This window comes from Corynebacterium sp. 239_CJEI, from assembly GCF_001055995.1.
GTDB lineage: Bacteria > Actinomycetota > Actinomycetes > Mycobacteriales > Mycobacteriaceae > Corynebacterium > Corynebacterium jeikeium_D.
The window spans coordinates 1-18,302 of sequence record NZ_JVOW01000014.1 but is presented as its reverse complement, the minus strand read 5'-3'; the positions used below and the strand labels follow the sequence as shown (position 1 = coordinate 18,302).

General features: G+C 62.6%; 14 protein-coding genes and 2 pseudogenes. 7 read left to right on the top strand and 9 right to left on the bottom strand.

The window, feature by feature from the left end; genetic code table 11:
* Positions 1–153: 153 nt before the first annotated feature.
* Positions 154–1,365, top strand: coding sequence for an IS110 family transposase (locus ADB08_RS04490; RefSeq protein WP_011273191.1), 1,212 nt, complete (start codon positions 154–156; stop codon positions 1,363–1,365).
* Positions 1,366–1,754: 389 nt separating this feature from the next.
* Here the strand turns inward: ADB08_RS04490 and ADB08_RS04485 are convergent, their stop codons facing one another.
* Both ADB08_RS04485 and ADB08_RS04480 read right to left on the bottom strand, forming a co-directional pair.
* A complete protein-coding gene (locus ADB08_RS04485) occupies positions 1,755–3,236 on the bottom strand; it encodes a multicopper oxidase family protein (RefSeq protein ID WP_048731338.1) in 1,482 nt (493 codons plus the stop codon).
* Between the two features lie 70 nt (positions 3,237–3,306).
* On the bottom strand, positions 3,307–3,882 hold the full coding sequence (locus ADB08_RS04480) for a CueP family metal-binding protein (RefSeq protein WP_038626118.1): 576 nt from the start codon (positions 3,880–3,882) through the stop codon (positions 3,307–3,309).
* Positions 3,883–4,285: 403 nt separating this feature from the next.
* On the opposite strand from ADB08_RS04480, the gene ADB08_RS04475 reads away from it, so the two are divergent.
* The 3 genes from ADB08_RS04475 to ADB08_RS04465 all read left to right on the top strand — a co-directional run bounded on the left by ADB08_RS04475 (position 4,286) and on the right by ADB08_RS04465 (position 6,570).
* Positions 4,286–5,008, top strand: coding sequence for a response regulator transcription factor (locus ADB08_RS04475; RefSeq protein WP_038626116.1), 723 nt, complete (start codon positions 4,286–4,288; stop codon positions 5,006–5,008).
* Positions 5,005–6,132, top strand: coding sequence for a sensor histidine kinase (locus ADB08_RS04470; protein WP_049171244.1), 1,128 nt, complete (start codon positions 5,005–5,007; stop codon positions 6,130–6,132). The genes ADB08_RS04475 and ADB08_RS04470 overlap by 4 nt, the downstream gene beginning before the upstream one ends.
* Before the next feature lie 111 nt (positions 6,133–6,243).
* A complete protein-coding gene (locus ADB08_RS04465) occupies positions 6,244–6,570 on the top strand; it encodes a heavy-metal-associated domain-containing protein (RefSeq protein ID WP_048731341.1) in 327 nt (108 codons plus the stop codon).
* Positions 6,571–6,576: 6 nt separating this feature from the next.
* Here ADB08_RS04465 and ADB08_RS11760 read toward each other — a convergent pair whose 3' ends face one another.
* On the bottom strand, positions 6,577–6,798 hold the full coding sequence (locus ADB08_RS11760; protein ID WP_239660021.1) for a hypothetical protein: 222 nt from the start codon (positions 6,796–6,798) through the stop codon (positions 6,577–6,579).
* Between ADB08_RS11760 and ADB08_RS04455 the strand changes: the two genes are divergently transcribed.
* From ADB08_RS04455 to ADB08_RS11755, 3 genes and pseudogenes are all read left to right on the top strand, one after another.
* The gene (locus tag ADB08_RS04455) at positions 6,748–8,817 is read left to right on the top strand and encodes a copper-translocating P-type ATPase (protein WP_239660020.1); all 2,070 of its coding nucleotides are present in this window, start codon (positions 6,748–6,750) and stop codon (positions 8,815–8,817) included. The two genes, ADB08_RS11760 and ADB08_RS04455, sit on opposite strands and share 51 nt — an antisense overlap.
* Before the next feature lie 88 nt (positions 8,818–8,905).
* Positions 8,906–9,591, top strand: a pseudogene (locus ADB08_RS11860) (DUF305 domain-containing protein).
* Between the two features lie 436 nt (positions 9,592–10,027).
* Positions 10,028–10,207 carry a hypothetical protein gene (locus ADB08_RS11755; RefSeq protein WP_224784021.1) on the top strand — a complete coding sequence of 60 codons (180 nt, stop codon included), beginning with the start codon at positions 10,028–10,030 and terminating at the stop codon, positions 10,205–10,207.
* Positions 10,208–10,342: 135 nt separating this feature from the next.
* Here ADB08_RS11755 and ADB08_RS04440 read toward each other — a convergent pair whose 3' ends face one another.
* From ADB08_RS04440 to ADB08_RS04415, 6 genes and pseudogenes are all read right to left on the bottom strand, one after another.
* Positions 10,343–12,235 carry a heavy metal translocating P-type ATPase gene (locus ADB08_RS04440; protein WP_049171231.1) on the bottom strand — a complete coding sequence of 631 codons (1,893 nt, stop codon included), beginning with the start codon at positions 12,233–12,235 and terminating at the stop codon, positions 10,343–10,345.
* On the bottom strand, positions 12,232–12,591 hold the full coding sequence (gene cmtR / locus ADB08_RS04435; RefSeq protein WP_012359887.1) for a Cd(II)/Pb(II)-sensing metalloregulatory transcriptional regulator CmtR: 360 nt from the start codon (positions 12,589–12,591) through the stop codon (positions 12,232–12,234). Before cmtR ends, ADB08_RS04440 begins: the two co-directional genes overlap by 4 nt.
* An 82-nt stretch (positions 12,592–12,673) precedes the next feature.
* Positions 12,674–13,740, bottom strand: a pseudogene (locus ADB08_RS04430) (LLM class flavin-dependent oxidoreductase).
* Positions 13,741–14,099: 359 nt separating this feature from the next.
* Positions 14,100–14,642 carry a DUF488 family protein gene (locus ADB08_RS04425; protein ID WP_049171224.1) on the bottom strand — a complete coding sequence of 181 codons (543 nt, stop codon included), beginning with the start codon at positions 14,640–14,642 and terminating at the stop codon, positions 14,100–14,102.
* Positions 14,643–14,831: 189 nt separating this feature from the next.
* On the bottom strand, positions 14,832–16,544 hold the full coding sequence (locus tag ADB08_RS04420; RefSeq protein ID WP_049171222.1) for a SulP family inorganic anion transporter: 1,713 nt from the start codon (positions 16,542–16,544) through the stop codon (positions 14,832–14,834).
* 393 nt (positions 16,545–16,937) lie between these two features.
* The gene (locus tag ADB08_RS04415; protein WP_011273191.1) at positions 16,938–18,149 is read right to left on the bottom strand and encodes an IS110 family transposase; all 1,212 of its coding nucleotides are present in this window, start codon (positions 18,147–18,149) and stop codon (positions 16,938–16,940) included.
* Positions 18,150–18,302: the final 153 nt, after the last annotated feature.

The following is an 18,302-nucleotide window of genomic DNA, read 5'->3' as shown; positions in this document are numbered from 1 at the left end:
GTTGCCGCCGGGTGCCAGGACTTTCGATGACAGCTGATAGGGACACGGCCAGTTTTAAACTAGGTCTCTTTGTAACGTGGGTGCTTGCAACGAAGGTCATGACACCAGCGACTGGAACAACGCCATACCCATCTCGTTTTCTAGGAGCTCATCATGTCTCCGGAGCATTCCATCGACATATTCCTTGGGTTAGACGTCGGCAAATCTGAACACCACGCCTGCGCCTTAGACCGTGATGGCAACAAGGTCTTCGACAAACCGTTGCCTCAACTCGAATCCGAACTAGCAGGCGTTTTTCACCAGCTTCAGAAGCTTGGCACCGTGCTCGTGATCGTCGACCAACCCAACACCATCGGCGCACTACCGATTGCTGTAGCCCGGGACTGCGGTTGCGAAGTCGGATACCTGCCAGGTCTTGCGATGCGCAAAGCTGCAGATCTCTATCCGGGACGTGCAAAAACAGACAAACGCGACGCATTCATCATCGCCGACACCGCCCGCACAATGCCCCACACGCTACGTGCCGTCGACCGCAATGATGAGGTACTCTCCGCCCTAAAGATGCTGTCCGGCTTCGATGATGACATCGCCCGCGATTGCACTCGCACTGTCAATCGGCTTCGCAGTGTCCTCACCCAGATCTACCCCAGCCTGGAACGAGTTTTTGCTGGTAGCACCCTGACTCGCACGCCGATCCTGGAATTATTGATCCATTACAAGGGACCGCAGGGGCTAAAAAGAGCCGGATACCAACGAGTGTTGAACTGGATGATCAAGCGCACACGTAAAGACCCCACCCCGCTGGTAGACGACATTTTTACAGCGCTGAAAGCTCAAACAGTCACCGTGCCTGGAAGCGATGCCGCCGAGTTAGTAATTCCTCAACTGGCTGCAAACATCCAGGCCCTCAAAGAGCAACGAAACACCATTGCTGAGCAGGTTGAAGAGATGCTCGCTGATTTCCCTCTTTGTGAGGTCTTGATGAGTATGCCCGGAGTCGGCATCAAGACCGCAGCGCAGATCCTTCTTGCGATCGGTGATGGCTCCGACTTCGCTAGTGCTGGCCACTTAGCTGCTTATGCTGGAATAGCACCCGTGACTAGACGATCCGGTTCGTCGATCAGAGGTGAATTCCCGGCACGGTCAGGCAATAAACGACTGAAAAACGCCTTGTTCTACTCCGCATTCGCAGTTATCCGCAGCCACGAACCGTCACGGCGGTATTACGAACGCAAACGCGCTGAAGGAAAACGCCACAACGCAGCAGTCATCTGCCTGGCACGACGCCGATGCAATGTCATCTACGCGATGCTGAAAAACAAGGAGTTCTTCCGCGAAATCCCGCCACGCCCCGTCGCCGCATAAAGCCCCAAAGACGAAGCCGACCAGCACACGCTGGCCGGCTCCTAGGCACGCCTAAGAAACTACTCCCAAGACTGTGCTCGTCAACATCGGTCTGGCACTTGACAAAAACATAGGGACACCCCCCCCGACGGCGACGGCGTTTCGGACGCCGTCGCCTGAGGAACAGGCCACCAGGGTCACGGCGGTGAGCACCGCGGCAACCGCGATGGCGGCTCTGCGGGGTGTGCTCGGCATGGATTAGATCTCCATATTCCGGGGCGGTGGGGAAGAAGACGGTGTTCTGGTTGTCCCGGAAGACCACAACACCGAGGAAGGTCATCGTGCTGCCCGGTGGGTGGCCTGCAGCGACTCTGCCCACCTCGGCACTCAACCCTGCTGTGGGGGGGGGGTTACTCGTAGCGAAGCGAGCTGAGCATCCCGGTTTCCATGTGATAGGCGTTATGGCAGTGAAATGCCCACTCACCGGGGTTGTCAGCGATCAGGTCGGCAATCATGGTTTCACCGTGGCGGAGAAGGACGGTGTCCTTGCGTAGCCCGCCGCTGCCGGGCAGCGCCCACGTGTGGCCGTGGATGTGCATGGGATGGGGCATCATGGTCCTGTTGCGCATGACCATCCGCAGGCGCTGGCCCTCCTGCACGGTCGCGGAGGACGATTGGCCGTCGGTGAGAATGCTCCATTCATACGGCATCATCTGCCCGCCCAGGTCGATGCTGACTTCTCGGTCTGGTGTGCCCTCAGGCAGGAGTGCACGGTCTGCTGGCTTCAGGGAGGACAGAAGCAGTCCGGTGGATGACAACTCGGGGAAGTCGACATCGGGGCGGGGGGCCTGGCCGCCGGCGGTGCGGATGACGGCGAAGGCGCGGTCGTCCTTACCCACCGCCAAAGCCGTGAGCGGGAAGATGCCGTCGCCGAGGATGACCTCGACGTCGACACGCTCGCCCATCGACAGGTAGATCGATTCGGTCTCCCGGGGCTGGACAGGGAAGCCGTCGGTGTGGGTGACGGTCATGCGGTGACCACCGAGGGCCACCTTGAAGATGGTGTCACCGCCGGAGTTGATAAACCGCAGGCGGGCCTTGTCGCCCGGGCGAGCCTCGAAGGTCCGGTGAGCACGGGGGATACGTCCGTTGATGAGGTAGTGCGGATACATCACATCGCCGGCATCCCCGCCCAGTACCCGGTCCGGGGTGCCGTGCATCATATGGCCGTGACCTCCCATCCCCTTCTTCCCGTTATGGTCGTCCGAACCCATTCCGGTGAGCTTGTCGAGCTCATCGTCGGGAGTGCCCTGAATGCCATCGACCCAGTCGTCGAGCACGATGGTCCACTCGACGTCCTGGTCCTCAGCGTCTTGCGGGTCACGGACGATCAGTGGGGCGTGGAGGCCGCGATCAAGCTGCAGGCCGGAGTGGGAATGGTAGAAGTAGCTGCCACCGTGGGGGACTTCAAAAACATAGGAGAAAGACTCGCCAGGTTCAATGGGGTCCTGGGTCATGCCGGGCACACCGTCGGCTGCGTTGTGGAGTGCGATGCCATGCCAGTGGATGGAGGTGCTCTCAGGCAGTTCATTGGTGATATCGACCTGGAGGACGTCGCCGGCGGTGGCCTCAATGGCCGCATCCCCGGTGTCAGAGACGTATCCCCACGTCTTGGCTTCGATACCGCCGATATCCAGAGAGAGGGGCCGGGCGGTCAGTGTCCGGCGCACCGTCGGCTCACCGAGCGCAGTGGGGGTGGGAGTGGGGTGAAGGGAGGAACCTGGTGCCGAGGCAGCGGGTCCAGGATCGCTGGTGCAGGCGGCCACGGCCCCGGTGCCGGCGAGGACGAGCCCGCCGAGCAGAAACTGTCGTCGGGAAAACGCGTTCGTCATGATTTAACCTTCCTGGTGTAAGAATTCAGTGACACGGGAGACAGGCGCAGGTGAGGACCCTGCTGAGCCATCACGTCAGGCGCAGGTCTGTGACACAGGTGGCACCGTCGTCGGTGGTGGAAAACTCCGTGGTGCCGGTACGCCCCTGGTAGCTGACCTCAATCAGACCGGTGACATCATCGGGAAGCCAGAAGCCAATAAACCCGTTGTCGAAGGTGGTTGTCGCCTCGTCCACCAGCACCTCACCGGTCGCCTCATCGGTGATCGTGACCTGGATATCCTCATTGTTGAGTTCCCCCAGGCAGGTCGTGAGGCTGTGGTAGAAGCAGTCGTGGGTGGAGGTGAGATAGGGTGCGATCGAGACATACGTCTGATTGTCGGGAAGATCGACCACGACTTCCTGGTCACCGCTCGAGAGCAGCAGTTCATCGGCGCGCACTGAGGCGATCAAATCCGTGGGACGCTCAGTGACCTTCTGCCGGTCGAGGTGATCAATGATCTCCACCGCGCCCATGTCGGCCAGGCCATGGGTAGTCAGGAATGTATCCTGGGACACCGTCCCGTCGGCCGTGGGTTCCGGGTCGGCGGCCGAACACCCCGTGAGGGCGAGGGCAAGGGCGGCGACTGCGATCGCTGCTCGTTTCACGTCAATCTCCTTGGATCGTGGGTAGGACCGTGAGAAGACACCGCCTCAAGGTCGATGCCATACCTTTATCTAGCACGGGTGCCTGACGGACTAGAAATCAAAAACCCTGCTCACGGCGTTATAGCAGGGCGAAAAGAGGGTGAATTCGGTGAGCTGGGTCACCACCGGGACACCACCCCACAGCCGTGGTCGATGTCCTTCTACCCGCCCCGGGTATGCGGTGCTTGCAGTGAAATCCCTGGTGGCGCCTGCTGAACCGACCAAGGGAGGTGATGCCGCCGGCCCGGGGTGGGGCACAGGGGTGACGGCGGTGAAAGGTTATGTTTGAAGATTTGATGAAGATTCCCCGCCGGGCACTGAGCGAGGATGGTATTCCCCTCTGACCGGAGCGATACTGGGGTCTATGGCTGACCACACACCGACCACCGCCACGCCCCCGGGGCGGGTGCTGGTCGTCGATGATGAACAACCCCTGGCTCAGATGGTGGCCTCCTACCTCATCCGGGCAGGCTTCGATACCCGTCAGGCGCACACCGGCACCCAGGCCGTGGACGAGACCCGTCGCTTTTCCCCCGATGTTGTGGTGCTGGATCTGGGGCTGCCCGAACTCGACGGCCTGGAGGTGTGCCGACGGATCCGCACCTTCTCGGACTGCTACATCCTCATGCTCACCGCGCGTGGCAGCGAGGACGACAAGATCAGCGGTTTGACCCTGGGGGCGGATGACTACATCACCAAACCTTTTAGCATCCGGGAACTGGTGACCCGGGTGCATGCAGTGCTGCGCCGCCCGCGCACCAGCACCACCCCACCGCAGGTGACCACCCCCTTAATCGTTGGTGACCTCATCCTTGACCCCGTCGCCCATCAGGTGCGGGTGGGGGAGACTACCGTGGAGCTCACCCGCACGGAGTTCGAGCTGCTGGTTGCCCTGGCCCTGCGCCCCGGCCAGGCGCTGACCCGCCACGACCTGGTCACCGAGGTCTGGGACACCACCTGGGTCGGTGATGAACGCATCGTCGATGTCCACATAGGCAACTTGCGTCGCAAGCTCGGCACCGACACCCGAGGCCGGGGGTTTATCGACACCGTGCGTGGCGTGGGCTACCGGGTGGGGCAGCCATGAATCACGGACCCGGCCTGACCTTCCGCTTCCTGGCCGCCCAGGTGTTGGTCGTGGTGATTAGCCTGATGGTGGCCGCGGCCGTGGCCACGACGGTGGGGCCGACCCTGTTCCATGATCATATGTTGATGGCCGGCCGGGAGGACCCCTCGCTGGAGCTGTTCCATGCCGAGCAGGCCTACCGGGACGCCAACCTAATCACCCTGGCCGTCGCCCTGCCCACTGCCTTGATCAGCGCCCTACTGGCCAGCCTGTGGTTATCGCGGCGTCTGCGCACCCCCCTGCAGGATCTCGCCCGCGCCGCTACCAGCCTGGCGGCCGGTAACTCCCGTATCCGCGTGCCCGCCGGAGAAGCAGGCCCCGAGGTCGCCACCCTGGCGGATGCCTTCAACACCATGGCCGACCGGCTGGAACACACCGAACAGGTCCGCCGCCAGATGCTCTCTGATCTGGCCCACGAAATGGGCACCCCCTTATCGGTGCTCACGGTCTACCTCGATGGTCTCCAGGACGGGGTCGTGGACTGGAATAATGCCAACCATACGATCATGGCTGACCAACTCACCCGCCTGACCCGGTTGATGGAAGACATTGACGATGTCTCCCGGGCCCAGGAACACCGGATCGATTTGGACCTGGCAGAGGAAAGGCTCGGGGATCTGCTCCATACCGCCGCTGCTGCCGCGGGGGAAGCTTATGCTGACAAAGGCGTCGATTTACAGGTCGAGACCATTACGGACACCGCCCGGGTGCTCGTGGACCGGCAACGCTTCGGCCAGGTGATGAGCAATCTCCTGTCGAACGCGCTACGGCACACCCCGGCCGGCGGGCAGGTCCAGATTAGCGTCCACCGACAGGGGGCGTCCACCGCGCTCATCCACGTCGCCGATGACGGCGAGGGCATCCCACCTGGCCAGCTCGGACACATCTTCGAACGCTTCTACCGGGGGGATGCCGCCCGCAGCCGGGACAACGGCGGGTCCGGTATCGGTCTGACCATCTCCAAGGCATTAATCGAGGCCCACGGCGGCACTCTCACCGCCACCTCCCCCGGACCCGGTCGCGGAGCGGTGTTTGCCCTCCGCCTCCCGCTGTCTCCTCCCGACAGTGAGGAGGCTGCTCGGTGAGCACACCCTGCCCCGTGTGAGGGCCGTGCCCTCCACTCCTTGAAAATATACCCCAGGGGGGTATATGCTAGCGAGCGTTACCGCATCCCACCGACCCGTAGGAGCTTTCCCATGATCACCTCCCCGCCCCGCCTCTTGCCGATGGCCTCCCACGGCTGCAGCTGTTGCGGACCTGCCTCACGTGCCGACACCGCCTCCGTCCCTGCCGCCAGCGACTCGTCAGCAGGAGGGTCCTCCCCTAGCTACCAGGTCACCGGCCTGACCTGCGGGCATTGCGCGAAAAGCGTGACTCAGGCCCTTCAGGGGCTCCCCCAGGTCGACGACGTCCAGATTGACCTCGCTGCTGGTGGTGTTTCGACCGTCACGGTCACCGGTGCCGTACCTCCGGAGATGGTTCGCCGGGCCATCGAGGAGGCCGGCTACACCGTCTTATCCTGATCAGTTTTACCCATCATCTCGACCCCGACCGGGTTGAGCGGAAGGAACGTCATGAGCACTCTCCACCATTCCGGCGATCACCATGGTGATCACCCCGCTCCGGAAACAGACCACACCCACCACCCGGATCATGCCAGCCACGAACACCACACAGATGCCGACACCCACGGCCAGGGGATGCCCCACGATCACCCGCATTCCGCCCTGGACGAAGACCACCACGTTCATGGTCACGGCGAACACGCTGGACACAGCACTGCAATGTTTCGGGACCGCTTCTGGTGGTCGCTGATTCTGTCCATTCCCGCCGTTATTTTCAGCCCCATGGTCGCCCACCTGCTCGGCTACCACCTCCCGGCATTCCCCGGATCCACCTGGATCCCCCCGGTGCTGGGCACGATCATCTTCGTCTACGGCGGAACGCCTTTCCTCAAGGGCGGATGGAAAGAACTGAAATCCCGCCAACCCGGGATGATGCTCCTGATCGCCATGGCCATCACCGTGGCGTTTGTCGCCTCCTGGGTCACCACTCTGGGGCTGGGCGGTTTTGACCTGGACTTCTGGTGGGAGCTGGCCCTGCTGGTGACCATCATGCTGCTGGGCCACTGGCTGGAGATGCGTGCTCTCGGGGCCGCGTCCTCCGCGCTTGACGCGCTGGCTGCCCTGCTGCCGGATGAGGCCGAGAAAGTCATCGACGGGACCACCCGCACCGTGGCCATCTCCGAGCTGGTCGTCGACGACGTCGTGCTGGTGAGGGCCGGTGCCCGGGTGCCGGCCGACGGAACCATCATCGACGGAGCCGCCGAATTCGATGAGGCGATGATCACCGGCGAATCCCGTCCCGTCTTCCGCGACACCGGTGACAAGGTGGTCGCCGGTACCGTGGCCACCGACAACACCGTCCGCATCAGGGTGGAGGCTACCGGCGGGGACACCGCCCTGGCCGGGATCCAACGCATGGTTGCCGACGCCCAAGAGTCCTCCTCCCGGGCCCAGGCCCTGGCGGATCGGGCGGCAGCGTTGTTGTTCTGGTTCGCGCTGATCTCCGCTCTGATCACCGCGGTGGTGTGGACCATCATTGGCAGCCCGGACAATGCCGTGGTGCGCACGGTCACGGTGCTGGTCATCGCCTGTCCGCACGCCCTGGGCCTGGCGATTCCGCTGGTCATTGCGATCTCCAGCGAGCGGGCCGCGAAATCCGGGGTGCTCATCAAGGACCGGATGGCGCTCGAGCGGATGCGCACCATCGACGTGGTGCTCTTCGACAAAACCGGCACCCTGACCGAGGGTGCGCACGCGGTCACCGGTGTCGCAGCAGCTGTCGGCGTCACCGAGGGCGAGCTGCTGGCCCTGGCCGCCGCCGCGGAGGCCGACAGCGAGCACCCCGTGGCCCGCGCCATCGTGGCGGCCGCGGCCGCCCATCCCGAGGCCTCCCGTCGGCAAATGCGTGCAACTGGTTTCAGCGCCGCCTCCGGCCGGGGGGTCCGGGCCACTGTCGATGGCGCTGAGATCCTCGTGGGCGGGCCGAACATGCTACGCGAGTTCAACCTCACCACCCCGGCCGAGCTCACCGACACCACCAGTGCCTGGACCGGGCGTGGGGCCGGTGTGCTCCATATTGTCCGCGACGGTCAGATTATCGGTGCGGTGGCCGTCGAGGACAAGATCCGCCCCGAATCCCGCGCCGCCGTGAAAGCCCTGCAGGACCGCGGGGTGAAGGTCGCGATGATCACCGGTGACGCGCAGCAGGTGGCCCAGGCGGTTGGCCAGGACCTGGGGATCGATGAGGTCTTCGCCGAGGTCCTGCCCCAGGACAAAGACACCAAGGTCATGCAGCTGCAGGACCGGGGTTTGAGCGTGGCCATGGTCGGTGACGGTGTCAATGACGCCCCCGCTCTGACCCGTGCGGAGGTCGGTATCGCCATCGGTGCCGGCACGGATGTGGCCATGGAATCTGCCGGGGTGGTCCTAGCCAGTGATGACCCGCGGGCAGTGCTGTCGATGATTGAGCTGTCCCAGGCCAGCTACCGCAAGATGATCCAGAACCTGGTCTGGGCCTCTGGCTACAACATCCTCGCCGTGCCGCTGGCCGCCGGAGTGCTCGCCTCGATCGGGTTCGTGCTGTCCCCGGCCGTGGGCGCGATCTTGATGTCTGCCTCGACCATCGTGGTGGCCCTGAACGCCCAGTTGTTGCGCCGGATTGATCTGGACCCGGCCCACCTGGCTCCCACCAGTCCGAAGGAGTAACACACCACGCCTACTCCGAAATCCACCGCCGTCCACTGATCCATCACTTCTCTCCACTGACCCCATATGACCCTGAAAGGGCTCCACCATAAAGCGCACCCTTATTCTTTCCGCTCTCGCCGTGGCCTCCACCCTGGTGCTGGCCGCCTGCGGTGAGGCCACCGACTCAGGCAACACCGACGCCACCACCTCGGCCACCAGCACTGCGACGACTACCGCTGAGACGACCGAGACCACCAGGGCGGCGACTGAGGAGGACGGGGAGATCTCCGCCGATCACAACGACGCGGACATCATGTTTGCCCAGATGATGATCCCCCATCACAAGCAGGCCGTGGAAATGAGTGAGATGCTCTTGGCCAAGGAGGGCATCCCCGCCCAGGTCGTGGAGTTTGCCTAGGGAGTTATTGACGCCCAGGGACCGGAGATTGACCGGATGAACGCCATGCTCGAGGCCTGGGACCAGCAGCCGGTCACCGACTCTGGGGCATGGGAACCATGGATGAGATAGGTGGAATGGATCACGGCGAGATGGGTAGCATGAGCGGGATGATGAGCCAGGAGGACATGACAGCCCTTGAGGAAGCCCAGGGCACCGGCGCCGCCCGCCTTTACCTGGAGCAGATGACCGCCCACCACGAAGGCGCGGTCGACATGGCCCGTGACGAGGTTGCTGACGGCCAGAATCCCCATGCAATCACCCTGGCCGAACAAATTATCAACGACCAGGAGGACGAGATTGCCCAGATGCAGCAAATGCTCACTGACCTATGACAGGTCCCCGTCTTTTTCTGATCCCGAGGACAGGAATCTGAAAAAGAGGGATAACCGTGACGATTGCCACCTGCTGCGGGCGATGGGTCGTTGTCACCGCAGCGGGTGCACCGGGGTGGATGTTTCTACTCCCTCTGGTCGCACCACTGAGGAAAGGGGAAAGCCCCTGTGTCCAGAACCTTGGAGGACTACGCATTATTGTCCGATACTCACACGGCCGCCCTGGTCTGCCGGCAGGGCAGCATTAATGTTGGGGGTGTCCCCCGAGTAGTGGACACGGCGTTGGTGTCAGTTAGGCAACGAGGCCTACGGTAGCAGCCGTCGTCGGATTCTCGGTGGCGATTCCGACCCGAACCTCGGGGACATTCTCGCGCTTCCTCATCTACGTGAGCTCCGCGACGCCGGCCAGCTCACCGCTACCTCCATCTTCGATAGCTTGAGCGAGCTCGACCACGACCATCTAATCTGGTGCACTGGTTTCCGTCCGGCCCTCGGTCCATTCCGCCACCTCATGCGTGGCCGTGAAACCGCGATGAAGAATCTCCATCTAGTTGGTTACAGCAACTGGACCGGCGACGGCTCGGCAACCCTGACGGGTGTCGAGTCCTTTTGCTAAATACGCTGCCCAGGTAGTCGCGGGTCGTGTCGATGAAGCGCGGCATCAAAAGTTTTGAGACGACGCTTGGTCCCTGAGCAGCTCGATCCTTCAAAGATCCGCGCTGGAGAGCCGCGCGCTGGGCGAAGGTGCGCGTCAGCGCTTCGCTCGCGCAGCCCGCAGGCCGTTCAAGATCACGATAACTTCAGCGACCTCGTGAACCAATACGACGGCGGCCAGACCCAGCACGCCGCTGATCGCCAGCGGCATCAACACGATGATGATGGCCAGAGACAGCACGATGTTCTGGTTAATAATCCTGCTGCCTCGACGGGCGTGCTGCAGCGCCTGCGGGATCAACCGGAGGTCGTGGCCGGTGAAGGCGACGTCAGCGGACTCGATTGCGGCGTCAGAGCCGGTCGCTCCCATTGCTATGCCCACCGTCGCGCCCGCCAGCGCAGGAGCGTCGTTGATGCCGTCGCCAATCATCGCCGTCGGCGTCTTGGAGGAGAGCTCGGCGACGATGCTTGCCTTGTCCTCTGGACGCAGCTCGGCGCGCACGTCGTCGATTCCGGCGATTTCAGCCAGCGCCCGGGCGGTGCGAGTGTTGTCGCCGGTGAGCATGCTCACTTCCACGCCGTTGGCGTGCAGGGCCTGCACAGCTTCGGGCACCTCGGGCCGCAGTTCGTCGCGGACCCCGATCGCCCCGGCGAGGGCGTCATCGACGGTGACAAGGACGCAGGTTTGACCCTCGGACTCCATGCGCTCAACGTCTGCCTTCAGTGGCCCGGCGTCGATCCACCGGGGACTGCCCACAAGTACCCGTCGACCTTCGACGGTGCCGCCGATGCCATGCCCGGCTTCCTCGCTGATGTCCAAGGCAGCGGGCGCTTCGGGCACCGCTGCCGCGATCGCCGCAGCGAGGGGGTGCGTCGATTGCTGCTCAACTGCCGCCGCGAAAGCAAGCACCTGCGCCGGATCGAATCCGTCTGCCGGGACCACGTCGGTAACCTCGGGCTGGTTGCGGGTAAGGGTTCCGGTCTTGTCCACCGCCAGGTGATGGATGCCGCCGAGTCGCTCGAACGCCGCGCCGGATTTGATGACCACGCCGAACTGGCTGGCCGCGCCGATCGCGGCCACGACCGTCAGCGGCACGGAGATTGCCAGTGCACACGGCGATGCTGCGACCAGGACCACCAACGCGCGGGTGATCCACGTCTCGGGGTCGCCCAGCAGCGAGCCAATCACGCCGACCAGCACCGCCAGGATCATCACCCCGGGCACTAGGGGTTGGGCAATCCGGTCGGCGATCCGGGCGCGGTCGCCCTTTTCCGCCTGCGCCTGCTCGACCAGGTCCACGAGTGTGGTCAGCGAGTTGTCCGTTCCAGCTGCGGTCGTCTCGACCTCCAGCACGCCGGCGGAGTTGATTGCTCCCGCGGGCACCTCGTCGCCGGGCGCAACCTCCTCCGGAATGGATTCTCCGGTGATCGCTGAGGTGTCAAGGCTGGAGCGCCCAGACCGAATGATGCCGTCCGTGGCGATCCGCTCTCCGGGGCGCACGAGCATCAGCTCGCCAGCCACGAGATCCTTCGCTGCGACCTCGACCGTCGTACCGTCGCGCAGCACCGTCGCGGTCTGCGGTACCAATTTCAACAGTGCCCGCAGTCCGCCCTGGGCCCGGTCCATCGCCTTGTCTTCCAGTGCCTCGGCGATCGAGTACAGGAACGCTAGCGCCGCCGCCTCTCCGACGTAACCGAGGATTACCGCGCCGACCGCGCTGATCGTCATCAGCAAACCAATGCCGAGCTTGCGCTTCGTGGCAAGGTTCCGGATAGCGCCGGGCGTGAACGTATACGCCCCTAGCAGCAGGCCGATCCAGAACAGAACTGTCGCGGGTGTCTCTAGTCCGGACCAGTCCAGCGCCAGACCTATGCAGAGGGCTACGCCGGAGAAGATCGGCAGTAGCAACTCGGGGTCCTTCCACCATGGCCGATCGAGATCTTCGATCTCCGTGGCTGGTTCGTGTTCGCATCCACATGCTGAACTCATGCGTCCGCTCCTTTTCCGTCGCAGCCGGGCACCGAGCACTCAGGGTCGATGCACGGGGCGTTTTCGTCGACAGCCAACGTCGCGTTCACTAGTGCGTTGAGCGCTGTCGCGAGGTGCGGATCGGCGATTTCGTAGCGTGTCTTGCGGCCCTCCGGCTCGGCGACGACGATGCCGCAGTCACGCAAGCAGGTCAGGTGGTTCGAGACGTTCGAGCGGGTCAGGTCCAGGTCGCGCGAAAGCACGGCCGGGTAGCTCGGGCCGTCGAGTAGGGTGATCAGGATTCTGGAGCGCGTCGGATCCGCCATGGCCCGGCCGAGCCGGTTCATGACGTCGAGGCGTGAAGCAATAGTCAGCATATACTGAACTATACAGCAATTACCGAACTATTCAACACGCACTGAACTGACATTGAAGCGAAGAGCTTGCGAACTGCAGGAATTAGTCGATGAGATAGCCGGTAACTGGGCCTTCGTGATTCGGCTGCCAACCCAACGCGGGGGCGACATGCGTGGCGAAGTTGTCCAAGATCTTCACGTTGACGTCGACGCCATCCCGGTGGGGATGGTGATGAGCAGGGTGTCGGCGGACATGACGGCGGCGTCGGCTTTGAGCTGCTCAATGAGTTTGTCCGGCTCGGCGGCATAGGTGCGGCCGAAGGTGGAGGCGCCGACGTCGGGAAGCATGCCCACCTGATCGGAGCCGGAGGCCTGCATGCCGAACAACTGCATGTCCGCGCCGTCGACGATGGGGAAGATAGAGCGGGACACCGACACGCGCGGCGTCCAATCGTGGCCCGCCTTCTTCCACGCGGCGCGATAGCGGCTGATCTGATCCGCCTGGATTTCGCCCAGAGTCTCGGCGGTGGTCTCGGAGACCAGGGTGGAGGACATCAGGTTGAGCCCGTCCTTGGCGGTTTGCTCGGCAGAAGCGTGGGTGCCGGAGCCGTAGAAAATATGCTTACGCAGCTCGGGCGCCATGGGGAAGACCGGCAGGGCGGAGCCGGGTTGGAATATGTTGGGGTACTGCCGGTCCAGCGGTGCGGCGGTGGCGAATCCGTTGCCGTCCACTGCAGCCATGAACGCCTCGAGGTGGGCTCGCGCCACGTCCGCGCCGTTGGGCGCTTTACCCCAGTAGCCGAAGGCCTCCCAGCCGCGGTCAGCCACCTCGGGGGCGCCGCGCGAGATGCCCAGGGCCACGCGGCCACCGGAAATTTGGTACAGCGACGCGGCCTCTTCGGCGAGGTAGAGCGGGTTTTCATAGCGCATGTCGATGACACCGGTGCCCACCTCGATGTGTTTGGTAGTGGCCGCGACAGCACCCAGCAGCGGCATCGGGGCGGAGGCCTGCGGCGCGAAGTGGTGGACACGAAAGGACGCGTTGTTCACGCCGATTTCGTCCGCAGCCTGGGCGATCTCCAGATGAGTCTTGGCGATCTTTTCCGCAGATGGCCCGCGCTGGCCACCGAAGGCGTAATGCCCGAAGCTTAAGAACCCGAACGCTTTCATTGGATACCACTCCTTTTGATGGTGCTAACGAGAAAGTAACTTTGCAACGAGATACCGTGGACTTCAAGCTCGACGTCTAGGGCCGTGGCAAGTCGGTAGTACGTTTTTCGATTCGACGCTTTGGGGCACACTACCGGGGTTGCCGGTGCTCTTCTTAGATTGCGCGGTTCAGATTTCCTAACCTAAAGCTCGTTTGAGCGTGCTATCCGCTGGTGTGCCTCCGATGCTGCTGCTCATAAGGTGGTGGGCGCTCCATGAATACAAGGCGTAAGTCGCGCCTTAGGTCAGGCCGAGGAGGATGCCGTGGCTCACTGGGTCGTAGTCCGAGTTTCCGCACCCACTGGCCTCTGGTGTACGCGCTAGCCCCGCTCGGGGTAGCGCACGAGGAGATCGTTGCCGATGACTGCGCCGTCGTTGAGCGTTGCCTCGCTCACCTTCGCCCCGGCCGCACCCAGACCCATAATGTGGCCAACCTCGTCACCGTGGGCGATGAGGTGGTCGGCGATGATACGCCGGTGGCAGCGCCACCACACCGCCTCGGCGCACATGATTGCGGTGGGGGTTTCGGCGGCGTTCGCCCGTAGCTGCGAGATTGCGTCGGAGAACTCCTCGCCCAGCGCATGGTCGGCGTAATTGTGGAAGCTGCGGTTACGCCAGTTGCCGTTAACCTCAAACGGCACCGAGTGGGACACGTTGCGCCGCCCGGTGAGGCCCTCGCTTCTGCTGTAAGTGATGCCACATGTAGGAAGGTGTTCGGCAAGGTAGTCGCCGTTGAACCACGGGTACTTCCTGGATCCGGGCAGCTTGCGCACATCCACGATGGATGCCACACCGGCAGCTTTGATCATTTCAGCGAAGTCCTCGAACTCGAGGTTGGAGTGGCCCACGGTGAAAATGCGCATGTCGCCAATGCTACGCGCCAAGCGGTTACACCCACATCGGCTTCACGAATGAGAAGGTGACTTTGCAACGACACGTCGTGGAGTTTAAGTGCAACGTGTAAAGGTTTTTCAAGCATCGCGCGATGGGGACGTGGACCCACGATTGCAGGGTCGACTGCGACGGAGTGACCATTGTCTGGCTCAGCCAAGCTATTGACTCTGCGATGCTGCGGATGTGCCATCAGACTCTTCGTGCTGAATGCGTGAGGCATGCAGTCGGGCGTGGGCGATGGCGTCAGGGGTGTTGTCGAAGACGTGATTCTCGTGTGCAAGCTGGTCGAATACGCCGAGTTCGCGCAACACCGGAATATGTTCGGGCTTCGTGGCTGCGAGCAGGACTCTGGTACCGCGGCGTTCGAGGCGCCCGATTGTGTCGGCGAGCATCTGGGCGCCGGTGGCATCGATCGTCGTGACGTAGCGCATGCGGAGTACGACAACCTTGACCGACGAGGCATCAGCGAGCTCGAGGAGGAAATCGTGCGCTGCGCCAAAGAAGAGAGGGCCTTCCATACGGAAGGCGGCGATGTGCTCGTCGAGGAGCTCGCGTTCCTTGTCGCGGTGGTCCCCCTCGTCTAGTGGGGCGGCTTCCAACACCGCAGTGCGGGCGGTCTCGCGCAGTGCGAAGAAGCCCGCCATTACAAGGCCGATGAGTACGGCGACGACAAGGTCGAACACGACGGTGGCGGCAGCTGTGATGAGCAGGGTCGCCCCGTCGCCCTTGGTGGCGCGTATCACCGAGCGGAGGTTCCGCGGGTGGATCATCTGAATCGCAGTGGCGATGAGCACGCCGGCGAGCGCGGCGAGAGGAATCTCGCCCACCCACCGGGCCGCGACGAGCACGGCCACGAGCAGGAGCAGCGAATGGAACACCGCTGCCAGGCGTGTGCCTGCGCCTGCACGCACGTTGACGGCAGTTCGGGCAATCGCGGCGGTTGCGGGAATCCCGCCGAACAGGGGCGCGACGACGTTGGCCACGCCCTGCCCGAAGAGTTCGCGGTCGGGATCGTGCCGGTCGCCGACAGTCATTGCGTCGGCAACCGTCGCAGACAGCAACGATTCCAGCGCACCGAGAGCTGCGACGGCGACCGCTGCAAACAGCAATGAATCCAGGTGCTCCCACGGAATCTCTGGCCAGCGCGGAGCAGGCAATGTCGACGGGATGTAGCCGATTGTCTTCAGGCCGCTGTCTGCCAGCATGTTGATGGCTGTCGCTGCAGCTACCAACACTAGCGCCGCGGGGAAGCCACTACGGACGCGCGCAGCAAGCACGATTCCAGCCGCTACTGCAAGGGTCATCACGGGCGCCTGCCATGCCGGAGCATCTAACCAAGCATTGATTGAGCCCCACGCCAACCCGAGGACTTTCTCGCCCTCCACGTCAACACCAAGTGCTGCAGGCAGCTGTTGTAAGCCGATGATTAACGCAATACCGGCGGTGAAACCTTCGACGACAGGTAGTGGCATGTACTTCATCGCGCGGCCAGCGCCGGTGAACGCCAGTACGAGCAGCATGAGCCCTGCCAGCACGCCGACGACGAGAACCCCATCGGCACCATGGTTGGCCACGATGGGGATTAACACGACGGTCATTGCGCCGGTCGGGCCGCTTACTTGGACGTTACTACCGCCGAAGATCGCGGCCAGGATACCCGCAACGATGGCCGTCGTAATTCCGGCCGCCGCGCCGACACCGGACGCAACGCCGAAGCCGAGCGCGAGAGGGAGTGCGACGAGGGCCACCATGAGGCCTGCCGAGAGGTCGCGCCCAATCGTCGCGCGGGACCAGTCCGAGCGGCGCGGTGCGAAACGCAGGGCACGAGATTGGAAGCCCACCGTAGAGGCGGCGGAGGAGGGGCGGGTCATGCTACTTTCTTGCTCCTTCAGGGCTCAATGACACTCAAAGGATACACAAGGTGTCATCCTCCGACGGCCGCATTCCCGGTTCTGGCCGAGGCCTCATGTCGACGGAATAAAACTTCCTGACCTGGCGGGAGTTCGCTGGAGCGTTGTCGCGGTGCTTGGAGTGACGCGTGTGAGCCGGTGTCCGAAGAGCAGACAGCCCGGGAGAATCGGTACCAGTGCCATACAGTGCGCGACACCACTGCTCATAGGACGGGCCCGACGGCGGGCTGGGGGGGTGTCCCTATGTTTTTGTCAAGTGCCAGACCGATGTTGACGAGCACAGTCTTGGGAGTAGTTTCTTAGGCGTGCCTAGGAGCCGGCCAGCGTGTGCTGGTCGGCTTCGTCTTTGGGGCTTTATGCGGCGACGGGGCGTGGCGGGATTTCGCGGAAGAACTCCTTGTTTTTCAGCATCGCGTAGATGACATTGCATCGGCGTCGTGCCAGGCAGATGACTGCTGCGTTGTGGCGTTTTCCTTCAGCGCGTTTGCGTTCGTAATACCGCCGTGACGGTTCGTGGCTGCGGATAACTGCGAATGCGGAGTAGAACAAGGCGTTTTTCAGTCGTTTATTGCCTGACCGTGCCGGGAATTCACCTCTGATCGACGAACCGGATCGTCTAGTCACGGGTGCTATTCCAGCATAAGCAGCTAAGTGGCCAGCACTAGCGAAGTCGGAGCCATCACCGATCGCAAGAAGGATCTGCGCTGCGGTCTTGATGCCGACTCCGGGCATACTCATCAAGACCTCACAAAGAGGGAAATCAGCGAGCATCTCTTCAACCTGCTCAGCAATGGTGTTTCGTTGCTCTTTGAGGGCCTGGATGTTTGCAGCCAGTTGAGGAATTACTAACTCGGCGGCATCGCTTCCAGGCACGGTGACTGTTTGAGCTTTCAGCGCTGTAAAAATGTCGTCTACCAGCGGGGTGGGGTCTTTACGTGTGCGCTTGATCATCCAGTTCAACACTCGTTGGTATCCGGCTCTTTTTAGCCCCTGCGGTCCCTTGTAATGGATCAATAATTCCAGGATCGGCGTGCGAGTCAGGGTGCTACCAGCAAAAACTCGTTCCAGGCTGGGGTAGATCTGGGTGAGGACACTGCGAAGCCGATTGACAGTGCGAGTGCAATCGCGGGCGATGTCATCATCGAAGCCGGACAGCATCTTTAGGGCGGAGAGTACCTCATCATTGCGGTCGACGGCACGTAGCGTGTGGGGCATTGTGCGGGCGGTGTCGGCGATGATGAATGCGTCGCGTTTGTCTGTTTTTGCACGTCCCGGATAGAGATCTGCAGCTTTGCGCATCGCAAGACCTGGCAGGTATCCGACTTCGCAACCGCAGTCCCGGGCTACAGCAATCGGTAGTGCGCCGATGGTGTTGGGTTGGTCGACGATCACGAGCACGGTGCCAAGCTTCTGAAGCTGGTGAAAAACGCCTGCTAGTTCGGATTCGAGTTGAGGCAACGGTTTGTCGAAGACCTTGTTGCCATCACGGTCTAAGGCGCAGGCGTGGTGTTCAGATTTGCCGACGTCTAACCCAAGGAATATGTCGATGGAATGCTCCGGAGACATGATGAGCTCCTAGAAAACGAGATGGGTATGGCGTTGTTCCAGTCGCTGGTGTCATGACCTTCGTTGCAAGCACCCACGTTACAAAGAGACCTAGTTTAAAACTGGCCGTGTCCCTATCAGCTGTCATCGAAAGTCCTGGCACCCGGCGGCAAC

Bases quoted from the DNA above. Each gene is read 5' to 3' on its own strand.
- ADB08_RS04420 (WP_049171222.1), bottom strand. From the start codon at position 16,544: ATGACCCGCCCCTCCTCCGCCGCCTCTACGGTGGGCTTCCAATCTCGT.
- cmtR (WP_012359887.1), bottom strand. From the start codon at position 12,591: ATGCTGACTATTGCTTCACGCCTCGACGTCATGAACCGGCTCGGCCGG.
- ADB08_RS04485 (WP_048731338.1), bottom strand. From the start codon at position 3,236: ATGACGAACGCGTTTTCCCGACGACAGTTTCTGCTCGGCGGGCTCGTC.
- ADB08_RS11760 (WP_239660021.1), bottom strand. From the start codon at position 6,798: ATGAACGTGGTGGTCTTCGTCCAGGGCGGAATGCGGGTGATCGTGGGG.
- ADB08_RS04415 (WP_011273191.1), bottom strand. From the start codon at position 18,149: ATGTCTCCGGAGCATTCCATCGACATATTCCTTGGGTTAGACGTCGGC.
- ADB08_RS04490 (WP_011273191.1), top strand. From the start codon at position 154: ATGTCTCCGGAGCATTCCATCGACATATTCCTTGGGTTAGACGTCGGC.
- ADB08_RS04475 (WP_038626116.1), top strand. From the start codon at position 4,286: ATGGCTGACCACACACCGACCACCGCCACGCCCCCGGGGCGGGTGCTG.
- ADB08_RS04440 (WP_049171231.1), bottom strand. From the start codon at position 12,235: ATGAGTTCAGCATGTGGATGCGAACACGAACCAGCCACGGAGATCGAA.
- ADB08_RS04470 (WP_049171244.1), top strand. From the start codon at position 5,005: ATGAATCACGGACCCGGCCTGACCTTCCGCTTCCTGGCCGCCCAGGTG.
- ADB08_RS04455 (WP_239660020.1), top strand. From the start codon at position 6,748: ATGCCCCACGATCACCCGCATTCCGCCCTGGACGAAGACCACCACGTT.
- ADB08_RS04425 (WP_049171224.1), bottom strand. From the start codon at position 14,642: ATGCGCATTTTCACCGTGGGCCACTCCAACCTCGAGTTCGAGGACTTC.
- ADB08_RS04465 (WP_048731341.1), top strand. From the start codon at position 6,244: ATGATCACCTCCCCGCCCCGCCTCTTGCCGATGGCCTCCCACGGCTGC.